An 18,191-nucleotide genomic window follows, 5' to 3' on the forward strand; every position below is an offset into this window, starting at 1 on the left:
GGTTCACCGGCACGCCTTTGGTCGCCATGGCCGCCATGATCGCCTCCGCCACCGTGCTGGCGCTGTCGGCGTGCATCTCGATGGCGCCGCCTTACGAGGCACCCGCCTTGCCCGTGGCCCAGCACTACGACGCCGACGATGGCCGGGATGGCCTGCCAGCCTCCGCCACCGGCTGGCAGGCGTACTTTACGGACAAGCGCCTGCAGGCATTGATCGGCCAGGCGCTGGAGAACAACCGCGATCTGCGCACCGCCGTGCTCCGTGTGGAAGAGGCGCGTGCCGCTTTTGGCATCCAGCGGGCGGAGACATTTCCGCACCTCGACGCGCAGGCCGGCATCAGCCGCCTGAGCATTCCGGCGGACTTGAGCCCATTCGGCACGCCCATGCGTGCCACTCAGTACCAGGTGGGCGCCGGTGTCTCCAGTTGGGAGATCGATTTCTGGGGGCGCGTGCGCAACCTCAACGACGCGGCACTGGAGAGCTATGTAGCGTCCGACGCCGCGCGCCGTGCGGTCGCGCTTGGGTTGATCGCGCAGGTGGCCGACAGCTACCTGGTATTGCGTGAACTGGACGAGCGCATCGCGCTGGCGCAGCAGACCGTGGACAGCCGGACCGAGACGCTGCGCATCTTCTCGCGCCGTGTGGCGGTGGGGGCGACTTCACGATTGAACCAAACGCAGGTCGAGACCCTGCTGACCCAGGCGCAGGCGCTGTTGACGCAATTGCAGCAGGCGCGCGACGCGCAGGCGCACGGCCTGGCCTTGCTTGTCGGCAAGCCGATCGACTTGCCACCGGTTTCTGAGCCACTTGACGAGCACCGCATGCTGGCCGAGCTACGCGCGGGCCTGCCTTCCGACCTGCTGACGCAGCGCCCGGACATTGTGGCCGCGGAGCACCGCCTGCGTGCCGCGCACGCCAGCATCGGTGCGGCACGGGCGGCGTTTTTCCCCCGCGTGGCCCTGACCGGCGCTTACGGCACGATCAGCCCGGAACTGGGCAATCTGTTTGCGCCCGGCACGCGCGCGTGGGTTTTTGCACCCACCATCAGCCTCCCGCTGTTTGAAGGGGGCAAGCTGCGCAGCAATCTTGACTTGGCAGAAGCCCGCCGAGACCTAGCCGTGGCTGCCTACGAGAAGACCGTGCAGAGCGCTTTCCGCGACGTGTCCGACGCGCTGTCCGCACGCAAGTGGGTGGCCGAACAGCTCGACATTGCGAAGGCCGCGCTGGCAGCGCAGACCGAACGCGCTCGGCTGTCGCAACTGCGTTTCGACGCCGGCGCATCGACATTCCTGGAGGTGCTTGACGCCCAGCGCGATTTGCTTGCGGCGCAGCAGCAACTGGTGCAGGTGCGCCGTGCGCTTCTCTCTAGCCGTGTTGGCCTGTATGCGGCGCTGGGCGGCGGCACGCAGGCCGTCGATTCCGCGCCCGATCCGCAACCCCATCTGAGCCCAGCGCCACCACCGCGCGTAACGGGCGGAACAACACCATGACCACGACTCCCCGACAACGATGGATTGCGCTGCTCGCTGCCGCCTTGGTGGTCGCCGGCGGGGCGTTCGCTTGGAAGGCATTGCGGCACGACGGGCCCGGAAAGGGCTTTGTGAGCGGCAACGGCCGGATCGAGGCCACCGAAATCGACGTGGCCACCAAGCTGCCCGGCCGCGTGCAAGACATCCTTGTGGATGAGGGCGACTTTGTGCGGGCCGGCCAGCCGCTTGCTCACATGCAGGTGCAGACCTTGGAGGCACAGCGCGACGAAGCCCTGGCGCGGCAGCAGCAATCGGTCTCTGCCGTGGCAAGTGCGCAGGCCCAGGTGGCTGTGCGAGAGGCTGATCGGCAGGCCGCACTGGCGCAGATCGCCCTGCGTGAGAGCGATCTGGACGCCGCGCAACGGCGGTTGGCGCGGTCCGAAACGCTCTCGAACGAAGGGGCATCGTCGATGCAGGAGCTGGACGACGACCGCGCCCGCGTGCGCAGCGCCAAGGCCGCGCTGGTGGCGGCCCGCGCGCAAGCCGAGGCGGCGCAGGCCGCCGTATTGGCCGCCCGTACGCAGGTGGCCGGTGCCGGTGCCACCGTCAAGGCGGCCGACGCCACCGTACTGCGCATCAAGGCGGATATCGATGACAGCGCCCTGACGGCCCCGCGCGATGCCCGCGTGCAATACCGCATCGCACAGCCCGGCGAGGTTCTGGCCGGCGGCGGGCGCCTGCTCAATCTCGTGGATCTGTCCGACGTCTACATGACCTTCTTCGTGCCGGAGACGGACGCGGGCCGCATCGCCATGGGCAGCGAGGTGCGTATCGTGCTCGACGCCGCGCCGCAATTCGTGATTCCGGCGCGCGTGTCCTTTGTGGCCAGCACCGCGCAATTCACCCCCAAGACCGTGGAAACGGCCAGCGAGCGCCAGAAGCTGATGTTCCGCGTCAAGGCGCAGATCGATCGCGATCTGCTGCGCAAACACCTGAAGCTCGTGAAGACCGGTCTGCCCGGCGTGGCATGGCTCAGACTCGACGGGCAAGCCGACTGGCCGGCCAGCCTGGCGATCAAGGTTCCGCAGTGACCACCTCTGTCGACCCATCAGCGTTGCATGAGGGGCGCCTTGCGCCGCCAGTGGCGAGCCTGGCCGGCGTGCGCCTGCGCTATCGCAAGACGCTGGCGCTGGATGGCGTCACGCTCGACTTGCCTGCCGGCTGCATGGTCGGATTGATCGGTCCGGACGGCGTGGGCAAGTCCAGCCTGTTGTCATTGGTGGCCGGCGCGCGTGCCCTGCAGGACGGCGCAGTGCGCGTGCTGGGCAGCGACATGGCCGATCGCCGTGCGCGCGCCGCGGTCGGTCCACGCATTGCTTACATGCCGCAAGGGCTGGGCCGCAACCTGTACCCCACGCTGTCGATCGAGGAGAACCTGCAGTTCTTCGGCCGGCTGTTCGGCCACGATGCAGCGGAGCGCCGGCACCGCATTGATGCGCTCACGTCCAGCACCGGCCTGCGGGCGTTTCTTTCACGGCCAGCCGGCAAGCTGTCGGGCGGCATGAAACAGAAGCTGGCCTTGTGCTGCGCGCTGATCCACGACCCGGATCTTCTGATCCTGGACGAGCCGACCACGGGTGTCGACCCGCTCTCGCGCACGCAGTTCTGGGACTTGATTGCCGATATTCGCGCTGCGCGCCCGGGCATGAGCGTGATCGTGGCCACCGCTTACATGGAAGAGGCTGAGCGCTTCGAATGGCTGGTCGCCATGGATGCGGGGCAGGTGCTTGCCACCGGCACGCCGGCCGAGCTGCGCAGCCGTGCCGGTACCGATTCGCTCGAGGCCGCTTTCATTGCGCTGCTGCCGCTCACGCGCCGGCAGGGTCATCAAGCTGTGGTGGTGCCACCCTTGGTGGCCGGCGCGGAAGACGATGTGGCCGTGCAGGCGAGCGGCCTGACCATGCGCTTTGGCGACTTTGTTGCGGTCGACCACGTCGACTTCCGAATCCGTCGTGGAGAGATCTTCGGCTTTCTCGGCTCGAATGGCTGCGGCAAGTCGACCACCATGAAGATGCTCACCGGTCTGCTGCCTGCCAGCGAGGGCCAAGCGTGGTTGTTTGGGCATCCGGTCGACCCGAAGGACATCGACACACGCCGGCGCGTGGGCTACATGTCGCAGGCGTTCTCTCTGTATGGCGAGCTGACCGTGCGTCAGAACCTTGTGCTGCATGCGCGCCTGTTCCAGGTGCCTGAGCCGGAGGTGCAGTCGCGTGCGGCCGAGATGCTGACCCGTTTCGGGCTGCAGGAGGTGTCCGACAGCCTGCCCCAGAGCTTGCCGCTGGGCATGCGGCAGCGGCTGTCGCTGGCCGTGGCGATGGTGCACAAGCCTGAGCTGCTGATCCTGGATGAGCCAACTTCCGGGGTGGACCCGGTCGCGCGCGACATGTTCTGGCGCCTCATGATCGACCTTGCCAGACGGGATCGCGTGACCATCTTCATCTCCACGCACTTCATGAACGAGGCCGAGCGGTGCGACCGCATCTCACTCATGCATGCCGGCCGCGTGCTGGTGAGCGATGCGCCCGCGGCGCTGGTGCGTGCTCGCGGCACACAGACGCTGGAGCAGGCGTTCGTAGCCTATCTGCAGGAGGCCGCCGAAGCGTCTGAGGGCACTTCCAAGATTGCCGCGCTGCTGCCCGTACGCACAGGGGGAGCCAGCGCGCCCAGCGGCATGCCCGCGCGCCGCCGCTTCAGTCTTGCTCGTGCATTGAGCTATTCGCAGCGTGAGGCGCTGGAGCTGCGCCGCGACCGCGTGCGTGCCACGCTGGCCCTGCTGGGTACGGCCATTCTGATGTTCATCATCGGATACGGCATCAGCCTGGATGTGGAGAACCTGACGTACGCCGTGCTCGACCGCGACCAGACCGTGCTTTCGCACGACTACACGCTCAACCTGGCGGGCTCGCGCTATTTCATCGAAAAACCCCCGATTCGTGACTACGCTGAGTTGGACCGCCGCATGCGCAACGGCGAGTTGTCGCTGGCGATTGAAATCCCGCCCGGCTTTGCCCGCGACATTGAACGCGGCGCGGCCGTACAGATCGGCGCCTGGGTGGATGGTGCAATGCCCACCCGCGCAGAAACTGTTCGCGGTTACGTGCAGGCCATCCACCAGCTCTGGCTCGCGGATGCAGCTGTACACCGGCTGGGTGTGCGTCTTGCGACACCCAGCAGCGTCGAAACGCGCTATCGCTACAACCCCGACGTGAAAAGCCTGCCTGCCATGGTGCCCGCCGTGATCCCGATGCTGCTGATGATGATTCCGGCCATGCTGGCGGCGTTGTCGGTGGTGCGTGAAAAGGAGCTGGGCTCCATCATCAATTTCTACGTGACACCGGTCACCCGTGCGGAGTTTGTGCTCGGCAAGCAGGCGCCGTATATCGTGCTCGCCATGCTGAACTTCTTCTTGCTGGCGCTGCTGGCGGTGACGGTGTTCGGTGTGCCGATCAAGGGCAGCTTCGCGACGCTCACGCTGGGGGCGCTGATCTTCGTGACGTGTTCGACGGGTTTCGGGCTCTTTGCATCCACCTTCACGCAAAGCCAGATCGCGGCCATGTTCGTCACCATGATCGGCACGATCATTCCGTGCGTGCAATTTGCCGGATTGCTCAATCCGGTGTCGTCGCTGGAAGGGGCGGGGGCCTTGATCGGACGCGTGTATCCGGCCACGCATTTCCTGACCATCAGCCGGGGCGTATTCAGCAAGGCGCTGGATATGGGGGCGTTGGGTAGTGCCTTCTGGCCGCTCCTCGCGGCGGTGCCGTTCATCCTGGGTGCCACCTTGCTAATGCTGCGCAAGCAGGATCGGTAGGAGAGCCACATAATGCCGAGCCTTCCGATCGATCGCCGCACCGCTCGCCTCAACAACATCTTCCGTCTTGGCATCAAGGAATTGCGAAGCTTGGCGCGCGACCCGATGATGCTGGTGCTCATTGTCTATACCTTCACGGTGTCGATCTACGTGGCGGCCACTGCCATGCCGGCAAGCCTGCACAATGCCTCGATCGCCATCGTTGATGAAGACAGCTCACCGCTGTCGGCACGCATTGTCTCGAGCTTCTATCCACCGCATTTCCGCACGCCGGCCCTGATCCCGCTCACCGAGGTGGACCCAGGCATGGACAGCGGTAGCTACACGTTCGTGCTCGACATTCCGCCCAACTTCCAGCGTGACGTGCTTGCGGGCCGCGCGCCGTCCATCCAGCTCAACATCGACGCCACGCGCATGAGCCAGGCTTTCACCGGCAACGGCTACATCCAGCAGATCGTCGCGGGCGAGGTGAATACGTTTCTGCAGCGCCACCGCGCCACGCCCGCAACGCCGGTCGACCTCGTGCTGCGCACGCGCTTCAACCCTAATCTGGAGCAGACGTGGTTCGGCTCGTTGATGGAGATCATCAACAACGTGACCATGCTGTCGATCATCCTGACCGGAGCCGCACTCATCCGCGAGCGCGAGCACGGCACGATCGAGCACCTGCTGGTGATGCCCGTCACGCCATTCGAGATCATGGTGTCCAAGGTCTGGTCGATGGGGTTGGTGGTGGTGCTGGCCGCCCTGGTTGCACTGGTGTGCGTGGTGCAGGGCGCGCTGCATGTACCGATCGAGGGCTCGATCCTGCTGTTCATGCTGGTGGCTACGCTGCATCTGTTTGCCACGACTTCCATGGGGATTTTTCTTGCGACGGTGGCGCGGTCCATGCCGCAGTTCGGCATGCTGTTGGTTCTGGTGCTGCTGCCGCTGCAGCTCCTCTCGGGCGGTACCACCCCGCGCGAGAGCATGCCCAGCGTGGTGCAGGACATCATGCTCGCCGCGCCAACCACGCACTTTGTATCGGCGTCGCAAGCCATTCTCTATCGGGGTGCGGGGCTGGACGTCGTGTGGCCACAGTGCCTGGCCATCTGCGTCATCGGCGCCGTGCTGTTTCTCGCATCATTGACGCGCTTTCGCCAAACCATCAGTCAGATGGCTTAAAGGAGCCAACATGGATACACCCGCCAACGTTCCTCTCGCGCTCCAAAAGGCGCAAGTCAAGTTCGCGCTGCAGACGTTGGGTCTGCTCAAGGCAACACGGCAGCGCTGGTATGAACTCGGCGCCGACCTGCTTGCGGCAGACGTTGCCCGCACGGAGTCTGCACTGGCCGACCTGCAAAGCGTCGAAGACTGGAACGCCTTTGCAGCACTGTTGCCCAACGCATTCTGGCAGGCCAGCCAGCGCACCATGGATGTACTGCAAGGCGTGCTGCAGACGGCCATCTCGAACCAGTCGAGCTTCGTGGCGGATTACCAGCGCGTCATGCTGGAGTGGCAGCAGGCTTCCGTACGCGCCCTGAGCATGGCCGGGAACGCCATGCCGATCCACACGGCACTGCAGGAAATGCTGTCGACGTGGGGCGTGCCGGCCGACGCATTGGTCCGCTCCGCAAGCAAGCAGTCGACCCCGAATCTTCTGCGTGCCCCTGGCAAGGGCAACGGACAACTCCGCAAAGCTTCCTGACGAGCGCACATGGGCCCCGATCATCTGCCTGCACCGCCGGCGCTACTGCCGGGCAGCGACCTCAGCGTGGTGCGCAATCGCACCTTTGATGAAATTGCCGTGGGCGACACCGCGGCCATCCTGCGCACGCTCACAGCCGAAGACATTCAGCTATTTGCTGTGCTGTCGGGGGACGTCAACCCGCAGCACCTCGACCCGGACTTTGCCGCATCCACGCGCTTTCATGGCGTGATCGCCCACGGCATGCTGGGTGGCGCGCTCATTTCCGCGTTGCTCGGGACCCGCTTGCCAGGGCCGGGAACGATTTACCTTGGGCAGACGCTGCAATTCCTCGCACCGGTGCGCGTTGGCGACACGCTCACCATCCGCGTGACGGTGATCAGCAAGGAGGAGGAAAGAAAGCGGATCAAGCTGGCATGCACTTGCACAAACGACAGCGGCACGGTGGCCATCGCGGGCGAGGCTGAGGTCATCGCGCCCACCGAGAGGATCGAACGTCCGCGTACCACGCTGCCGGACGTGCGCATCACCACCGGCAGTGATGGCATCCACCGGCTGCTCGACCATGTACGGCCTCTGGGTGCGATCCGCATGGCGGTCGTCCACCCGTGCGATGCGCTGAGCCTGTCTGCCGTGATGGACGCGCACGCTGAAGGTCTGATCGTGCCGTGCCTTGTTGCACCGTACGCCAAGCTGATGCGCGTAGCCGCCGAAGCCGGCCTTGACCTCAAGGGCATCGAGATCGAAGACGTGCCGCACAGCAGCGCCGCTGCCACCCGCGCAGTGGAGCTTGTCACACAGGGCCGGGCAGAGGCGCTGATGAAGGGCAGCCTGCATACCGACGAGTTGATGGCGGCAGTGGTGCGCGAAGAGGCAGGGCTGCGTACCAAACGTCGGATCAGCCATTGCTTCCTGATGCAGTCGCCAGCGTATCCGCGCCCGTTTATCGTGACGGACGCCGCCATCAACATCGCGCCGACCCTGGATCAAAAGGCGGACATCGTCCGCAACGCCATCGATCTGGCGCATGCGATCGGGGTTGAACGGCCGCGGGTGGCGATCTTGGCGGCGATCGAGACCGTGAACCCGCGCATGCCCGCCACGCTTGATGCGGCCGCACTGTGCAAGATGGCGGACCGCGGTCAGATCGAGGGCGGTGTGCTGGACGGACCGCTGGCTTTCGACAATGCGGTATCTGCCGCTGCAGCGCGTATCAAGGGCATTGTTTCGGAAGTCGCAGGGCAGGCCGATGTGCTGGTCGTGCCCGATCTGGAAAGCGGCAACATGCTCGCCAAACAGTTGGAATACCTGGGCGGTGCGGCCAGTGCAGGCATCGTGCTCGGCGCCCGCGTGCCCATTGTGCTGACCAGCCGTGCCGACTCGCGCGAGTCGCGCATCGCGTCGTGTGCCGTTGCCACCTTGCTGGCTCACCGTTACCGCAACTTGCCGCCATGAACGATTGCATCGTCGTACTGAACTGCGGCTCGTCGAGCATCAAGTTTGCGTTGTTCGATGCCACCGCGCATCCATTGCCGCGCGCACCCATGTGGAGCGGCAAAGTGGAGGGGATCGGCACCGAGCACCCCACGGCAGCAGAGGCTGGCGCGCCAACACAAGCGCTGGAGCTTGACAGTGCGCAGCCGTACCATGCCGCGCTCGTGCACATTCGCCGGCGTGTCGAGCACAGGCTGGACGGCCGCCGGCTGATGGCCGTGGCACATCGGGTGGTGCATGGCGGTTCCAAATACTTCGCGCCGGTACGCGTGAGCGCCGATGTGCTGTCCGATCTACGCAGCTACATTCCGCTGGCGCCGCTGCATCAGCCGTTTGCTCTGGAGGCCATCGAGGCGCTTCTGTCGGACTTGCCTGACGTGCCGCAAGTCGCCTGCTTCGATACCGCTTTCCACCGCACGCTGCCGCAGGTCGAGACGATGCTGCCGCTGCCTTATACGGCATGGGAGCGCGGTCTGCGACGTTATGGCTTTCATGGGTTGTCGTACGAATACATGTCGATTGCTTTGCCGGAACGACATGGCGCTATCGCACTCGGGCGAACCATCGTCGCGCACCTGGGCAGCGGCGCCAGCCTGTGTGCAATGCACGGGCTGAAGAGCGTCGCCACAACCATGGGGTTTTCCGCCCTCGACGGCCTGATGATGGGGACGCGATGTGGCGCGCTTGATCCGGGGGCCGTGCTCTACATGATGGAGACCGAACATCTATCCCCCGCACAGGTCGGGCACGTCCTGTATCACGAATCGGGGCTGCTTGGGGTGTCAGGGCTGTCTTCCGACCCGCGCGAACTGATTGCGCGCGAGGCCGACAACCCGCGCGCGCAGGCGGCGCTCGCGCTCTACGTACGCCGGATCGTTCGTGAGATCGGGGCCCTGGTGGCCGTACTCGGCGGCCTGGATTGTTTGGTCTTCACGGCCGGTATTGGCGAACACAACGCCGCAGTGCGCGAACGCGTTGTAAGCGCGCTTGGCTATTTGGGTGCCTACCTGGATGACGAGGCCAACCAGGCGCATGCGTCGATCATTTCCAGTTCAGCGAGCCGCATTCGCGTGGCAGTCGAGCCTACAAACGAGGAGTGGGTGGCAGCACGGCATGCGGTTCAGTGCAATCCATGCTCATGAGTCTTCGTGGCGAAATCGCTGATGGTCTCGGCAGGCGGTTACGCAATCTCGGGCGGCATCGCCCCATGTCCACCTGGCTGAGTGGACACGGGCTGGCAGAAATCGGCATTACCGTGGCATTTGCCTCCACATCTGATGGTTCAGCATCATCTGCTCCATCATCTCGTAGTGAAGGTCCATGTACTGGTCCGACATGTACTGGCGTTCCTTCATCTGCTCGGGTGTGAGGCGCGAGTAGTAGCCTCCCATCCCTCGCCACCCCATCATCGGGCCGCCGCCCATCATGTGGCCACCGCGCATTCCTGGGCCACCCATCATTCCAGGACCGCCCATCATTCCGGGGCCCCACAGCTCGCGCATCATGCCCATCGTGCTCTGCATCGTTGCCCAATGTTCATCGAGCAGTTTCTGGCGCTCTTTCGGATCCTGGGTCTGGCGGGCCTTGTCCATTTCTTCCTGCATCTTCTTCATATTCTCTCGAACGGCCGCCGTCTTTTTGTCGAACTCAGCCACGTTCGTTTGCGTCTGCGCGGTCTGACCGCCCTTGTTCGCGGGAGTGGCCTGTTGAGCAAAGGCGGGCGCGCTGGAAATGACCGCACATGACAGCATGGTCAGCAACACTGCTTTTTTCATCACGTATCTCCTGAAGCGAAATATGAAGGCCAATCCGATTAGGGTGGCGTGCAATGGCGATGGCCCTCAGTAGGGCAATCCCTCCTCGATCGGAAGGGAAGGGTCCCGGGACCACTCGTTCCAGGAACCGAGATACAGCCGCACGTTCTTGATGCCGGCTTCCTCCAGCGCGACGAACGTTGTGGATGCGCGCGCGCCTTTGAAGCAGAAAACAATGACGGGGGTTTCCTGGCGAATCCCGACCGTTGCGCATTCGGCAAGAATCTCTGCCGGTGACTTGAACATCTGCCCAGTCGGGGTCGGCTTCATCATGCGATACCACTCAAGCCAGACCGAGCCTGGAATACGGCCTTTTCGCGGGCAGAAATCCTTGCCGTAGGGCGATGAACTCTCGCCAATCCACTCGTCCACGTCCCGTACATCGAGCTTGACGACAAGCGGGTCGGCGACGGCCTCTTTCATCTCGTCGAGGTCGACGAGGATGTGGCTTCCTTGCATTGCCAGGGGAAAGTTGGCGGGCTTTGGGGCCGGCACGTCTGTCGTGCTAGGTAGCGCCGCCGCGCGCCATGCGCTGAAGCCACCGTGGAGCACCTTGATTTTGTCTCTCGGATAACCGAGGTAGCGCAGCAGAACGTAGCCCCGACAAGACTGCCCAAAGCCGGTCGTCATCGATTGCTCATAGACAACAGCTGTTTCCTTCCCGGACAAACCAGCCTTGCCAAAGGCTTCGGTGAATGCCTGCCGCAATGCCGCCACGCCTTGCGGCGTTGACGTCGCCAAATAAGTAAAGATTTCATGGATATTCACCGCGCCAGGCAAATGCGCTTCAGCAAAACTGGCCGCGTCCCGGGTATCGATGAGTACGAGTGGCTCGGTTTTCATCATCTCCGCCAACTCGACAGGAGACATGAGAACTCTTTCGTGCATGGCCGACCTCATCGTGTGATGGACAAAGGCGTTTCGGCGCAGGCAATCGCCAATCAAGCGCCTGAAGAAAATGTAGGCACTGTGGCGGAGTCGATATTGATGGCCGTCAACTGGGCGCGCGGGTGCAACGGACCACGTTTCGCATCATGCCAATGGGCAAGCCGACCAGCGGCCACCTGCAGCGCCGCAGGTGGCCGATCAAAATTTGCACGGTTGCGGAATTGCCCGTTCTCTTTGCCTCCCCCGGACTGCCTGCCACCTGCCGCGCAGGCGAGCGCGCGAAGTGGTCTCAGAGGGCGTTCAGCGGGATTTTCAGGTAGCGAACCCCGTTTTCTTCGGGCGGGGGCAGCTCTCCTGCGCGGATGTTGACCTGCACCGAAGGCAGAATCAGCGTCGGCATCGCCAGCGTCGCATCGCGGGCCTGTCGCATGGCGACAAACTGCGCTTCGGTCACGCCGTCGTGCACATGGATATTGCGATTGCGTTCGTCACGCACCGTCGTTTCCCAGGCCGGCCCCCGTCCTTCGGGCGGGTAGTCGTGACACATGAAGAGCCGGGTCTCGCCTGGCAAGTCCAGCAGCTTACGGATGGAGTGAAACAGCTCGTGTGCATTGCCGCCCGGGAAGTCACAGCGCGCGGTGCCAACGTCCGGCATGAACAGCGTATCGCCGACGAAGACCGCATCCTCGAATTGGTACGCCATGTCGGCAGGTGTGTGGCCTGGCACGTGAATCGCCTTGGCGGTCAACCCGCCGACGGAAAACGTCTCGCCGTCTTCAAACAGATGGTCGAACTGTGATCCGTCTGGCTGGAACTCCGGTTCCAGATTAAAGAGTTGTTTGAACACCGCCTGCACACCGCGGATGTTCTGGCCGATGCCGATGCGGCCACCCAGATGACGCTTGAGATAGGGCGCGGCGGAAAGGTGATCTGCGTGTGCATGCGTCTCAAGAATCCATTCGACGCGCAACGCACGCTCGCGCACAAATGCGACGACCCGGTCGACGCTGGCCGTCGACGTCCGGCCCGACTTGGGGTCGTAATCCAGGACCGAGTCGATGATCGCGCACTCGGAGCGCGCTTCCTGATGGACCACGTAGGTCACTGTCCAGGTTGCCGGGTCAAAGAACGGCTGAACAATCGGTTGCATGGGGCCTCCTATGCCGCACATCAATCTACTGGAAAATAATATATTTTTTTATATACTATACGCATGCAAACCGAAAGCACTTATGGACAACGATCAAGCTGCTATTGACCTCGTCAGCATGCAAGCCGCCGCGACGAACGCTTGCGCCTTACTCAAGGTGCTCGCCAATCCTGACCGACTGCTGCTGATGTGCCAGTTGTCGCAAGAGGAACTGTCCGTGGGCGCACTGGAAGAGCGGTTGGGCATCCGGCAGCCGACGCTTTCGCAACAGCTCGGCATCCTGCGCGAGAACGGCTTGGTGGTGTCACGTCGTGATGGGAAGAACATCTTTTATTCGGTCGAAAGTGGGCCGGCGCTCGCAGTCATGACTGTCCTGTACGAACAGTTCTGCGCCGACGGCAAAGGGGAAAAAACATGCTGATTGACATCACAAACTTCACACCCGGCCTGTCGCTGGCCGGCGGACTGATCATCGGTGCGGCGGCGGCCGTGCTGGTGTTGTTCAACGGCCGTGTCGCAGGCATCAGCGGCATCCTGGGCGGCTTATTGACCCTGCCACGCACCGACATGGTGTGGCGCGTGACTTTCCTTGTCGGTCTGATCGGTGCCCCGGTCATTGCGACTTTGCTCGGCAGGCCGCCCGTTGCAGATATCCAGGCGGGCTGGAGTGAAATCCTGGTCGCCGGCTTTCTGGTGGGCCTAGGCACGCGCTACGCCAGCGGTTGCACAAGCGGCCACGGGGTGTGCGGTATCTCGCGCGGCTCCGTTCGCTCCCTGGTTGCGACCTCGACCTTCATGGCGGCTGGCTTCCTGACCGTCTTCGTGCAACGGCATCTGATTGGAGGCTGACATGGCTGCCATTACCGCACTGCTCGCTGGCCTGCTTTTTGGCCTGGGCTTAATGATTTCCGGGATGGCCAATCCGGCCAAGGTGCAGGGGTTTCTCGACCTGGCAGGCCGGTGGGACCCCTCTCTTGCTTTCGTGATGATCGGCGCGATTGCCGTGGGTTCACTCGCGTTCTTCATTGCCAAACGCCGCAAGCGATCGTTGCTCGGATTGTCCATGCAGTTGCCAGCAAACACGGTCGTGACATTGCGGCTGGTGTTGGGCAGCGCCTCGTTTGGTATCGGCTGGGGCCTGGCAGGCTTTTGCCCGGGCCCCGCGCTCGTGGCCCTGGGTGCGGGCTATCCGAAAGCGATTGGTTTCGTCGCCGCCATGGTGGCTGGCATGGTTGTTTTCGAGGTCTTTGAGCGAATGAAATCCAGCGCACAACACGCATAAGCAGGCTACGGGGAGTCAATGGAAAACATCGTTGTCAGCAGCGCAGCACTTGGCGCTGTGGTCGGCCTCATCCTGGCGTTGACTGGCGCAGGTGGGGCGATCCTCGCGGTTCCGCTTCTGCTGTTCGTCCTGCGTCTCAATGTTGCAGAGGCCGCGCCGGTCGCCCTGCTTGCAGTGGGTCTGTCTGCGGCCGTTGGGGCGGCCATCGGGCTGCGAGCGGGCATCGTGCGCTACCGCGCCGCTATGCTGATGGCCGTGGCCGGTACGGTCTTCTCACCCGCCGGCTTGTGGCTCGCGCACCGTCTTCCGAACGGACCGCTGACACTGCTCTTCGCTGCCGTGCTGGCCTTTGTTGCGCTGCGCATGTTCAAGCAGGCTGGCGCGAGTGCTCGACACAAAGCGGAAGCCGAGCAGCACCCGCAACCGTGCCAACTGGATAACCAGACCGGCCGCTTTGTCTGGACTGCTTCCTGCACCCGCGCGCTCGCGCTTTCGGGCATTGGCGCGGGCTTCCTCTCGGGTCTGCTGGGTGTGGGTGGGGGCTTCGTCATCGTTCCCGCGCTCAAGAAGGCCACCAATGCCCCGGTGCACTCCATCGTGGCGACCTCTCTGGCAGTCATCACCTTGGTGTCCGCCTCAGGCGTCATTACAACGGCCTTGTCGGGCCGAATGAACTGGCAGATCGGCGTGCCTTTTGCCACAGGCGCCATGCTTGCCATGCTGGGTGGCCGGGTCGTGGCTAGCCAGTTGAGCGGTCACAGGCTGCAGCAGGGTTTCGCGTTCATCGCAGGTCTTATTGCCATCGGGATGGTGGCGAAGGTCGCGTTGGCAGCGTAAAGCCAAACACACAAACGTACCCTGGAAAGGTACGCCTCATACAAAGGAGACACTCTTGAACTCAATCAAACCGCACACCCTGGTCGTAGCGCTTCTGGCGGCAATCAGCATGCCGGCGCTATCGCAACCTCAGGCCGTCCCGATGCACGTGCCGGAAGAGTCGTCGATCCCACAGGGACCCATGGGCGACGCCATCAAGCGCGGCAAGGAGCTGCTGACGGATACCCACAAACAGTTGCCCCGAAACGTGGGCAACGGCCTGAACTGCACGAGTTGCCATCTGAATGGCGGGACGACGGCCTATGCATCGCCTTGGGTCGGGCTCACCGGGGCCTTTCCGGAGTACCGGTCTCGCAGCGGCAAAATCATCTCGCTCCAGGAGCGCATCAACGATTGCTTCCAGCGCTCGATGAACGGCAAACCGCTGCCCTTCGACTCGGCAGAGATGAACGCCATCATGGCCTATATGAAGTGGCTGTCGACAGGCGTGCCTACCGGCACCAATGTGGTCGGCCGGGGTTTCGAAAAGATTGACACCTCGCTCGTTCCAAACCGCGAGCACGGCAAATCCGTCTACGAAGCGCAGTGCGCGTCCTGCCATGGCGCAGAGGGGCAGGGCACCAAGAATCCGCAAGGTGGCTACATCTTCCCGCCACTGTGGGGCAATGATTCGTTCAACGTGGGCGCGGGGATGGCCCGGCTGTACACCGCCGCTGCGTTCGTGAAGCACAACATGCCGCTTGGCCAGGGCGGCACGCTGTCAGCGCAGGATGCCGTGGATGTCGCCGCGTTCTTTACCCAGCAACCTCGCCCCGACTACGCGCCACGTGTCAACGACTGGCCCAAAGGTGACAGGCCGAAGGACGCACGCTAACGCTGGCGGCCCGACGGCGAATCACTTGGCAAAGTGTTGCGCTACATCATGACCCCGCTTTTGACTTGCGTTAAGAATTTTTGCAAGGCGCATATGAGACGCCCAACCTCTGAACGGATTGCGCAGCACGTTCAGTCTTGGTGAAGAAGCCTGTGCAATCGTCGTTGAATGAAGGAGTCCGCCATGCAAGCAAATGTTGGAACGATCGACCGCGTTATTCGAATTGTTGTCGGGTTGGTCTTGATCGGCCTGGCCGCGACAGGGCGCATTGGCGCCTGGGGCTGGATTGGCATCGTGCCACTCCTGACAGGCATCGTGCGCATCTGCCCCGCCTACAGCATTCTGGGCGTGAAAACGTGCGCTGCGCCGAAGTCTGAAGCAAAGTAACGTCACAGCAGTTGGTCAGCTCTCCTGACCAACTGCTGTTGTCCCCACTGAGCGACATCTCCCGAAGGGAGAGGCGTGAGCCAAGGCCTCTGGCTATTTCGCCGTCAGCGGAAGTATCGGCGTCTCAAGCCTGGCAAGGCTAGGGGTCTGACCAAGGGCTGGGCGTCACTCGGGTCGGCAGGCAAGGGCGATGGTGTTGACGTCAGCATCGCCATCAGTGATTTCAAGATCAGCAAGCCTGCGCTTTGATCGCCGTTTCATGTGAGCGCTCTGTGCCCAGGCAAGCGTGCTCAGTCTTTGGCCGCTGCCGAGTGGTTCTCCAGTTCGCGCAAATTTTCCAGTGCGGCCTGCGCCATCTTGACTCGAAAGCGCGCGTTCTGGAGCTGGGCTCGCCGTACTACGCGGTTAGCTGCCTGAGCCATATTCTGCTTTCCATGCAAGTGCATCGGCGTGATGCGGATCAACGCCCGCAGATTGGGGTTGGCTAGCATGAGTGTATCCATGCTATGGAGCATGTCGATGCGGGCAAAGCATTCGATCTCGAGAATGCCAGCATCGCCTCTGGGCGCCGCTGTGTTGGCGGATCGTTATCTCGCTCCAGGCGAGACAACATGCGAGGACGTCTTCAAACGCGTCGCGCGTGCCCTTGCTGCTGCGGAGGATCCCCAACTTCGCACGCGTGTCACTCGCTTGTTCTACTCCAACCTGCTGCAAGGTGCGATTGGCGCGGGGCGGATCATGGCGAACGCGGGAGGTGCGAAGTCAGGGACGATGGTGAATTGTTTCGTTCATCCTGTCGCGCTGAGCGGACAGCCTGTTGCAGATGCATCTGACATTGAACAGGCTTTGCAGAAGGCGCGCGTCACGCTGCAGATGGGTGGCGGGGTGGGCTACGATTTCTCGGTCATCGCCCCAGTCGATTCCGAGCAGGCAACATCAAATGGCGGGATGGGGAGCGTCTGTGCGGTCATCGATGCCTTCGATCGAACGTGTGTGGCGCTGGCACGAGGCGACACGCGAGGAGGGGCGCAGATGGCTGTGCTGCGCTGTGACCATCCCGACCTCGCAGCGTTCGTCGCCGCCAAGCGTGGACGAAAGCGCTGGTCAACGTTCAACATATCGGTGGCTGTTACCGATGCTTTCATGCAAGCCGTTGCCGATGATGGGTTGTGGCAGCTGCAACATCGCGCTGCGCCTAATGCTCGGCGGTTGGAAGAGGGCGCCCACGTGCTGCCTGACGGAAGCTGGTGCTACGCAGTCATACCTGCACGGCAACTCTGGCGCATGCTTGCGGAAGCGGCGCGCCATAGCGCAGAACCGGGCCTACTCTTCATCGACACGATTAACGCAGGCAACGACCTTGCTGGGATTGAAACCATCTCGGCGACCAACCCATGTGGTGAACAACCGTTGCCTCCATGGGGCGGTTGTGTGCTTGGCCCCATCGATCTGTCAAGGTGGGTGCGATGCCCGTTTGGCGCGGGCGGGCAACCCATGTTCGACTTCATCGGATTGGGCCGGGTAGTGCGCATTCAAGTCAGAATGCTCGACAACGCGATCGATGTCACCCGCTGGCCGTTGGCTGAACATAGGCAGGAGGCCCATGCCAAGCGCAGGATCGGCGTAGGCGTGACCGGGCTTGCCGATGCGCTGACAATGATGCGCCTGCCCTACGGTGCTCCTGAGGCACGAAATATGGCATCTCAGATCGCGCGCTGCCTGCGCGACAACGCGTACGCAGCCTCAGCCGAGCTTGCGCGCGAGCGCGGGCCGTATCCGCTGTTTCAGGCCGAGCGTAGCCTGGCATCCGGGCACTTCAGCGCTTCGCTACCACGGGCTGTGCGAGAAGCCATTGCAAGGCATGGCCTGCGCAATAGCCACCTGCTGTCTCTCGCGCCCACTGGGAGTGTCAGTCTTGCGTTCGGAGACAACTGCTCCAGTGGCATCGAGCCAGCGTTCGACTGGGTGTATCAACGTCGAGTGCGCATTCAGCATGGCGCACCACTGCTGTATGGCGTAGAGAACCGCGCCTATCGGAGCTTCCGTGCGCAGTATGGACAGCGTGCCATGTTGCCTGGCTACTTCGTCACCGCGAGGCAAGTCGATGGCTTTGACCATCTGCGCATGGTGGCGACGCTGCAGCCGTTCGTTGATGCTTCGATCTCCAAGACGATCCTTGTCCCCACTGACACATCCTGCGGCTATGTTGAGTCGCTGCTCTTTCATGCGTGGCAGCTGCGGCTCAAGGGCGTCACGATCTTCAGGCCGGATGCGGAATTGGACGATGTGCTGTCCGTGTTGCCGATCGTTGATGGTCGACCCGCATGCTTCTGCTGAGCATGCCGATTCCGGGGCAAGGGCGACCGGACCATGGGGCGCATAGGCGAACGGTCGGTGGTTGATCGGGCCGGGGGGCACGCTCGAGAAGTCAGGCGGAG

The 18,191-nt window shown here is 63.1% G+C and carries 18 protein-coding genes; 14 read left to right on the forward strand and 4 right to left on the reverse strand.

Annotation, left to right across the window (positions count from 1 at the left end):
* Window positions 1-26: 26 nt before the first annotated feature.
* From ACU8YE_RS04615 to ACU8YE_RS04645, 7 genes are read left to right on the forward strand one after another with little or no spacing between them, the layout of a single operon-like run.
* Window positions 27-1,490, forward strand: coding sequence for an efflux transporter outer membrane subunit (locus ACU8YE_RS04615; protein WP_446928285.1), 1,464 nt, complete (start codon window positions 27-29; stop codon window positions 1,488-1,490).
* Complete coding sequence (locus ACU8YE_RS04620) at window positions 1,487-2,560, forward strand: efflux RND transporter periplasmic adaptor subunit (protein WP_440477278.1); 1,074 nt, start codon at window positions 1,487-1,489, stop codon at window positions 2,558-2,560. Before ACU8YE_RS04615 ends, ACU8YE_RS04620 begins: the two co-directional genes overlap by 4 nt.
* Window positions 2,497-5,340, forward strand: coding sequence for a ribosome-associated ATPase/putative transporter RbbA (rbbA, locus tag ACU8YE_RS04625; protein WP_446928189.1), 2,844 nt, complete (start codon window positions 2,497-2,499; stop codon window positions 5,338-5,340). Before ACU8YE_RS04620 ends, rbbA begins: the two co-directional genes overlap by 64 nt.
* 12 nt (window positions 5,341-5,352) lie before the next feature.
* Window positions 5,353-6,504, forward strand: coding sequence for an ABC transporter permease (locus ACU8YE_RS04630; RefSeq protein ID WP_433867974.1), 1,152 nt, complete (start codon window positions 5,353-5,355; stop codon window positions 6,502-6,504).
* A gap of 10 nt (window positions 6,505-6,514) precedes the next feature.
* On the forward strand, window positions 6,515-7,027 hold the full coding sequence (locus tag ACU8YE_RS04635) for a hypothetical protein (RefSeq protein ID WP_232039638.1): 513 nt from the start codon (window positions 6,515-6,517) through the stop codon (window positions 7,025-7,027).
* 9 nt (window positions 7,028-7,036) lie between these two features.
* Window positions 7,037-8,482, forward strand: a complete 1,446-nt coding sequence (locus ACU8YE_RS04640; RefSeq protein WP_446928190.1) for a bifunctional enoyl-CoA hydratase/phosphate acetyltransferase — start codon at window positions 7,037-7,039, stop codon at window positions 8,480-8,482.
* Window positions 8,479-9,663, forward strand: a complete 1,185-nt coding sequence (locus tag ACU8YE_RS04645) for an acetate/propionate family kinase (RefSeq protein WP_446928191.1) — start codon at window positions 8,479-8,481, stop codon at window positions 9,661-9,663. Before ACU8YE_RS04640 ends, ACU8YE_RS04645 begins: the two co-directional genes overlap by 4 nt.
* 108 nt (window positions 9,664-9,771) lie before the next feature.
* On the opposite strand, the gene ACU8YE_RS04650 is transcribed toward ACU8YE_RS04645, so the two are convergent.
* The 3 genes from ACU8YE_RS04650 to ACU8YE_RS04660 all read right to left on the reverse strand — a co-directional run bounded on the left by ACU8YE_RS04650 (window position 9,772) and on the right by ACU8YE_RS04660 (window position 12,373).
* Entirely contained in the window at window positions 9,772-10,296 is a 525-nt protein-coding gene (locus tag ACU8YE_RS04650) for a hypothetical protein (RefSeq protein WP_414562128.1), read from the reverse strand.
* 66 nt (window positions 10,297-10,362) lie between these two features.
* The gene (locus ACU8YE_RS04655) at window positions 10,363-11,223 is read right to left on the reverse strand and encodes a sulfurtransferase (protein WP_414562130.1); all 861 of its coding nucleotides are present in this window, start codon (window positions 11,221-11,223) and stop codon (window positions 10,363-10,365) included.
* 289 nt (window positions 11,224-11,512) lie between these two features.
* Complete coding sequence (locus ACU8YE_RS04660; protein WP_446928192.1) at window positions 11,513-12,373, reverse strand: MBL fold metallo-hydrolase; 861 nt, start codon at window positions 12,371-12,373, stop codon at window positions 11,513-11,515.
* A gap of 82 nt (window positions 12,374-12,455) precedes the next feature.
* Between ACU8YE_RS04660 and ACU8YE_RS04665 the strand changes: the two genes are divergently transcribed.
* The 6 genes from ACU8YE_RS04665 to ACU8YE_RS04690 all read left to right on the forward strand — a co-directional run bounded on the left by ACU8YE_RS04665 (window position 12,456) and on the right by ACU8YE_RS04690 (window position 15,753).
* On the forward strand, window positions 12,456-12,794 hold the full coding sequence (locus tag ACU8YE_RS04665) for an ArsR/SmtB family transcription factor (protein WP_232039626.1): 339 nt from the start codon (window positions 12,456-12,458) through the stop codon (window positions 12,792-12,794).
* The gene (locus ACU8YE_RS04670; RefSeq protein WP_260801649.1) at window positions 12,788-13,222 is read left to right on the forward strand and encodes a YeeE/YedE family protein; all 435 of its coding nucleotides are present in this window, start codon (window positions 12,788-12,790) and stop codon (window positions 13,220-13,222) included. Before ACU8YE_RS04665 ends, ACU8YE_RS04670 begins: the two co-directional genes overlap by 7 nt.
* 1 nt (window position 13,223) lies before the next feature.
* Window positions 13,224-13,655, forward strand: a complete 432-nt coding sequence (locus tag ACU8YE_RS04675) for a DUF6691 family protein (protein WP_446928193.1) — start codon at window positions 13,224-13,226, stop codon at window positions 13,653-13,655.
* An 18-nt stretch (window positions 13,656-13,673) separates the two neighbouring features.
* On the forward strand, window positions 13,674-14,492 hold the full coding sequence (locus tag ACU8YE_RS04680; protein WP_232039620.1) for a sulfite exporter TauE/SafE family protein: 819 nt from the start codon (window positions 13,674-13,676) through the stop codon (window positions 14,490-14,492).
* Between the two features lie 55 nt (window positions 14,493-14,547).
* Complete coding sequence (locus tag ACU8YE_RS04685) at window positions 14,548-15,366, forward strand: c-type cytochrome (RefSeq protein WP_260801650.1); 819 nt, start codon at window positions 14,548-14,550, stop codon at window positions 15,364-15,366.
* A gap of 183 nt (window positions 15,367-15,549) precedes the next feature.
* Window positions 15,550-15,753 carry a YgaP family membrane protein gene (locus tag ACU8YE_RS04690; protein WP_232040264.1) on the forward strand — a complete coding sequence of 68 codons (204 nt, stop codon included), beginning with the start codon at window positions 15,550-15,552 and terminating at the stop codon, window positions 15,751-15,753.
* Between the two features lie 290 nt (window positions 15,754-16,043).
* On the opposite strand, the gene ACU8YE_RS04695 is transcribed toward ACU8YE_RS04690, so the two are convergent.
* Complete coding sequence (locus ACU8YE_RS04695) at window positions 16,044-16,244, reverse strand: hypothetical protein (RefSeq protein WP_232039615.1); 201 nt, start codon at window positions 16,242-16,244, stop codon at window positions 16,044-16,046.
* Between the two features lie 28 nt (window positions 16,245-16,272).
* Between ACU8YE_RS04695 and ACU8YE_RS04700 the strand changes: the two genes are divergently transcribed.
* Entirely contained in the window at window positions 16,273-18,090 is a 1,818-nt protein-coding gene (locus tag ACU8YE_RS04700) for an adenosylcobalamin-dependent ribonucleoside-diphosphate reductase (RefSeq protein ID WP_446928286.1), read from the forward strand.
* The last annotated feature ends 101 nt before the right edge of the window (window positions 18,091-18,191 follow it).

The sequence above is a fragment of the Ralstonia sp. VS2407 genome (genome assembly GCF_052950655.1).

Bases quoted from the DNA above. Each gene is read 5' to 3' on its own strand.
- ACU8YE_RS04700 (WP_446928286.1), top strand. From the start codon at position 16,273: ATGCGGGCAAAGCATTCGATCTCGAGAATGCCAGCATCGCCTCTGGGC.
- ACU8YE_RS04695 (WP_232039615.1), bottom strand. From the start codon at position 16,244: ATGCTAGCCAACCCCAATCTGCGGGCGTTGATCCGCATCACGCCGATG.
- ACU8YE_RS04675 (WP_446928193.1), top strand. From the start codon at position 13,224: ATGGCTGCCATTACCGCACTGCTCGCTGGCCTGCTTTTTGGCCTGGGC.
- ACU8YE_RS04640 (WP_446928190.1), top strand. From the start codon at position 7,037: ATGGGCCCCGATCATCTGCCTGCACCGCCGGCGCTACTGCCGGGCAGC.
- ACU8YE_RS04645 (WP_446928191.1), top strand. From the start codon at position 8,479: ATGAACGATTGCATCGTCGTACTGAACTGCGGCTCGTCGAGCATCAAG.
- ACU8YE_RS04655 (WP_414562130.1), bottom strand. From the start codon at position 11,223: ATGCACGAAAGAGTTCTCATGTCTCCTGTCGAGTTGGCGGAGATGATG.
- ACU8YE_RS04650 (WP_414562128.1), bottom strand. From the start codon at position 10,296: ATGAAAAAAGCAGTGTTGCTGACCATGCTGTCATGTGCGGTCATTTCC.
- ACU8YE_RS04615 (WP_446928285.1), top strand. From the start codon at position 27: ATGGCCGCCATGATCGCCTCCGCCACCGTGCTGGCGCTGTCGGCGTGC.
- ACU8YE_RS04665 (WP_232039626.1), top strand. From the start codon at position 12,456: ATGGACAACGATCAAGCTGCTATTGACCTCGTCAGCATGCAAGCCGCC.
- ACU8YE_RS04670 (WP_260801649.1), top strand. From the start codon at position 12,788: ATGCTGATTGACATCACAAACTTCACACCCGGCCTGTCGCTGGCCGGC.
- rbbA (WP_446928189.1), top strand. From the start codon at position 2,497: ATGGCTCAGACTCGACGGGCAAGCCGACTGGCCGGCCAGCCTGGCGAT.
- ACU8YE_RS04630 (WP_433867974.1), top strand. From the start codon at position 5,353: ATGCCGAGCCTTCCGATCGATCGCCGCACCGCTCGCCTCAACAACATC.
- ACU8YE_RS04690 (WP_232040264.1), top strand. From the start codon at position 15,550: ATGCAAGCAAATGTTGGAACGATCGACCGCGTTATTCGAATTGTTGTC.
- ACU8YE_RS04680 (WP_232039620.1), top strand. From the start codon at position 13,674: ATGGAAAACATCGTTGTCAGCAGCGCAGCACTTGGCGCTGTGGTCGGC.
- ACU8YE_RS04660 (WP_446928192.1), bottom strand. From the start codon at position 12,373: ATGCAACCGATTGTTCAGCCGTTCTTTGACCCGGCAACCTGGACAGTG.
- ACU8YE_RS04635 (WP_232039638.1), top strand. From the start codon at position 6,515: ATGGATACACCCGCCAACGTTCCTCTCGCGCTCCAAAAGGCGCAAGTC.
- ACU8YE_RS04620 (WP_440477278.1), top strand. From the start codon at position 1,487: ATGACCACGACTCCCCGACAACGATGGATTGCGCTGCTCGCTGCCGCC.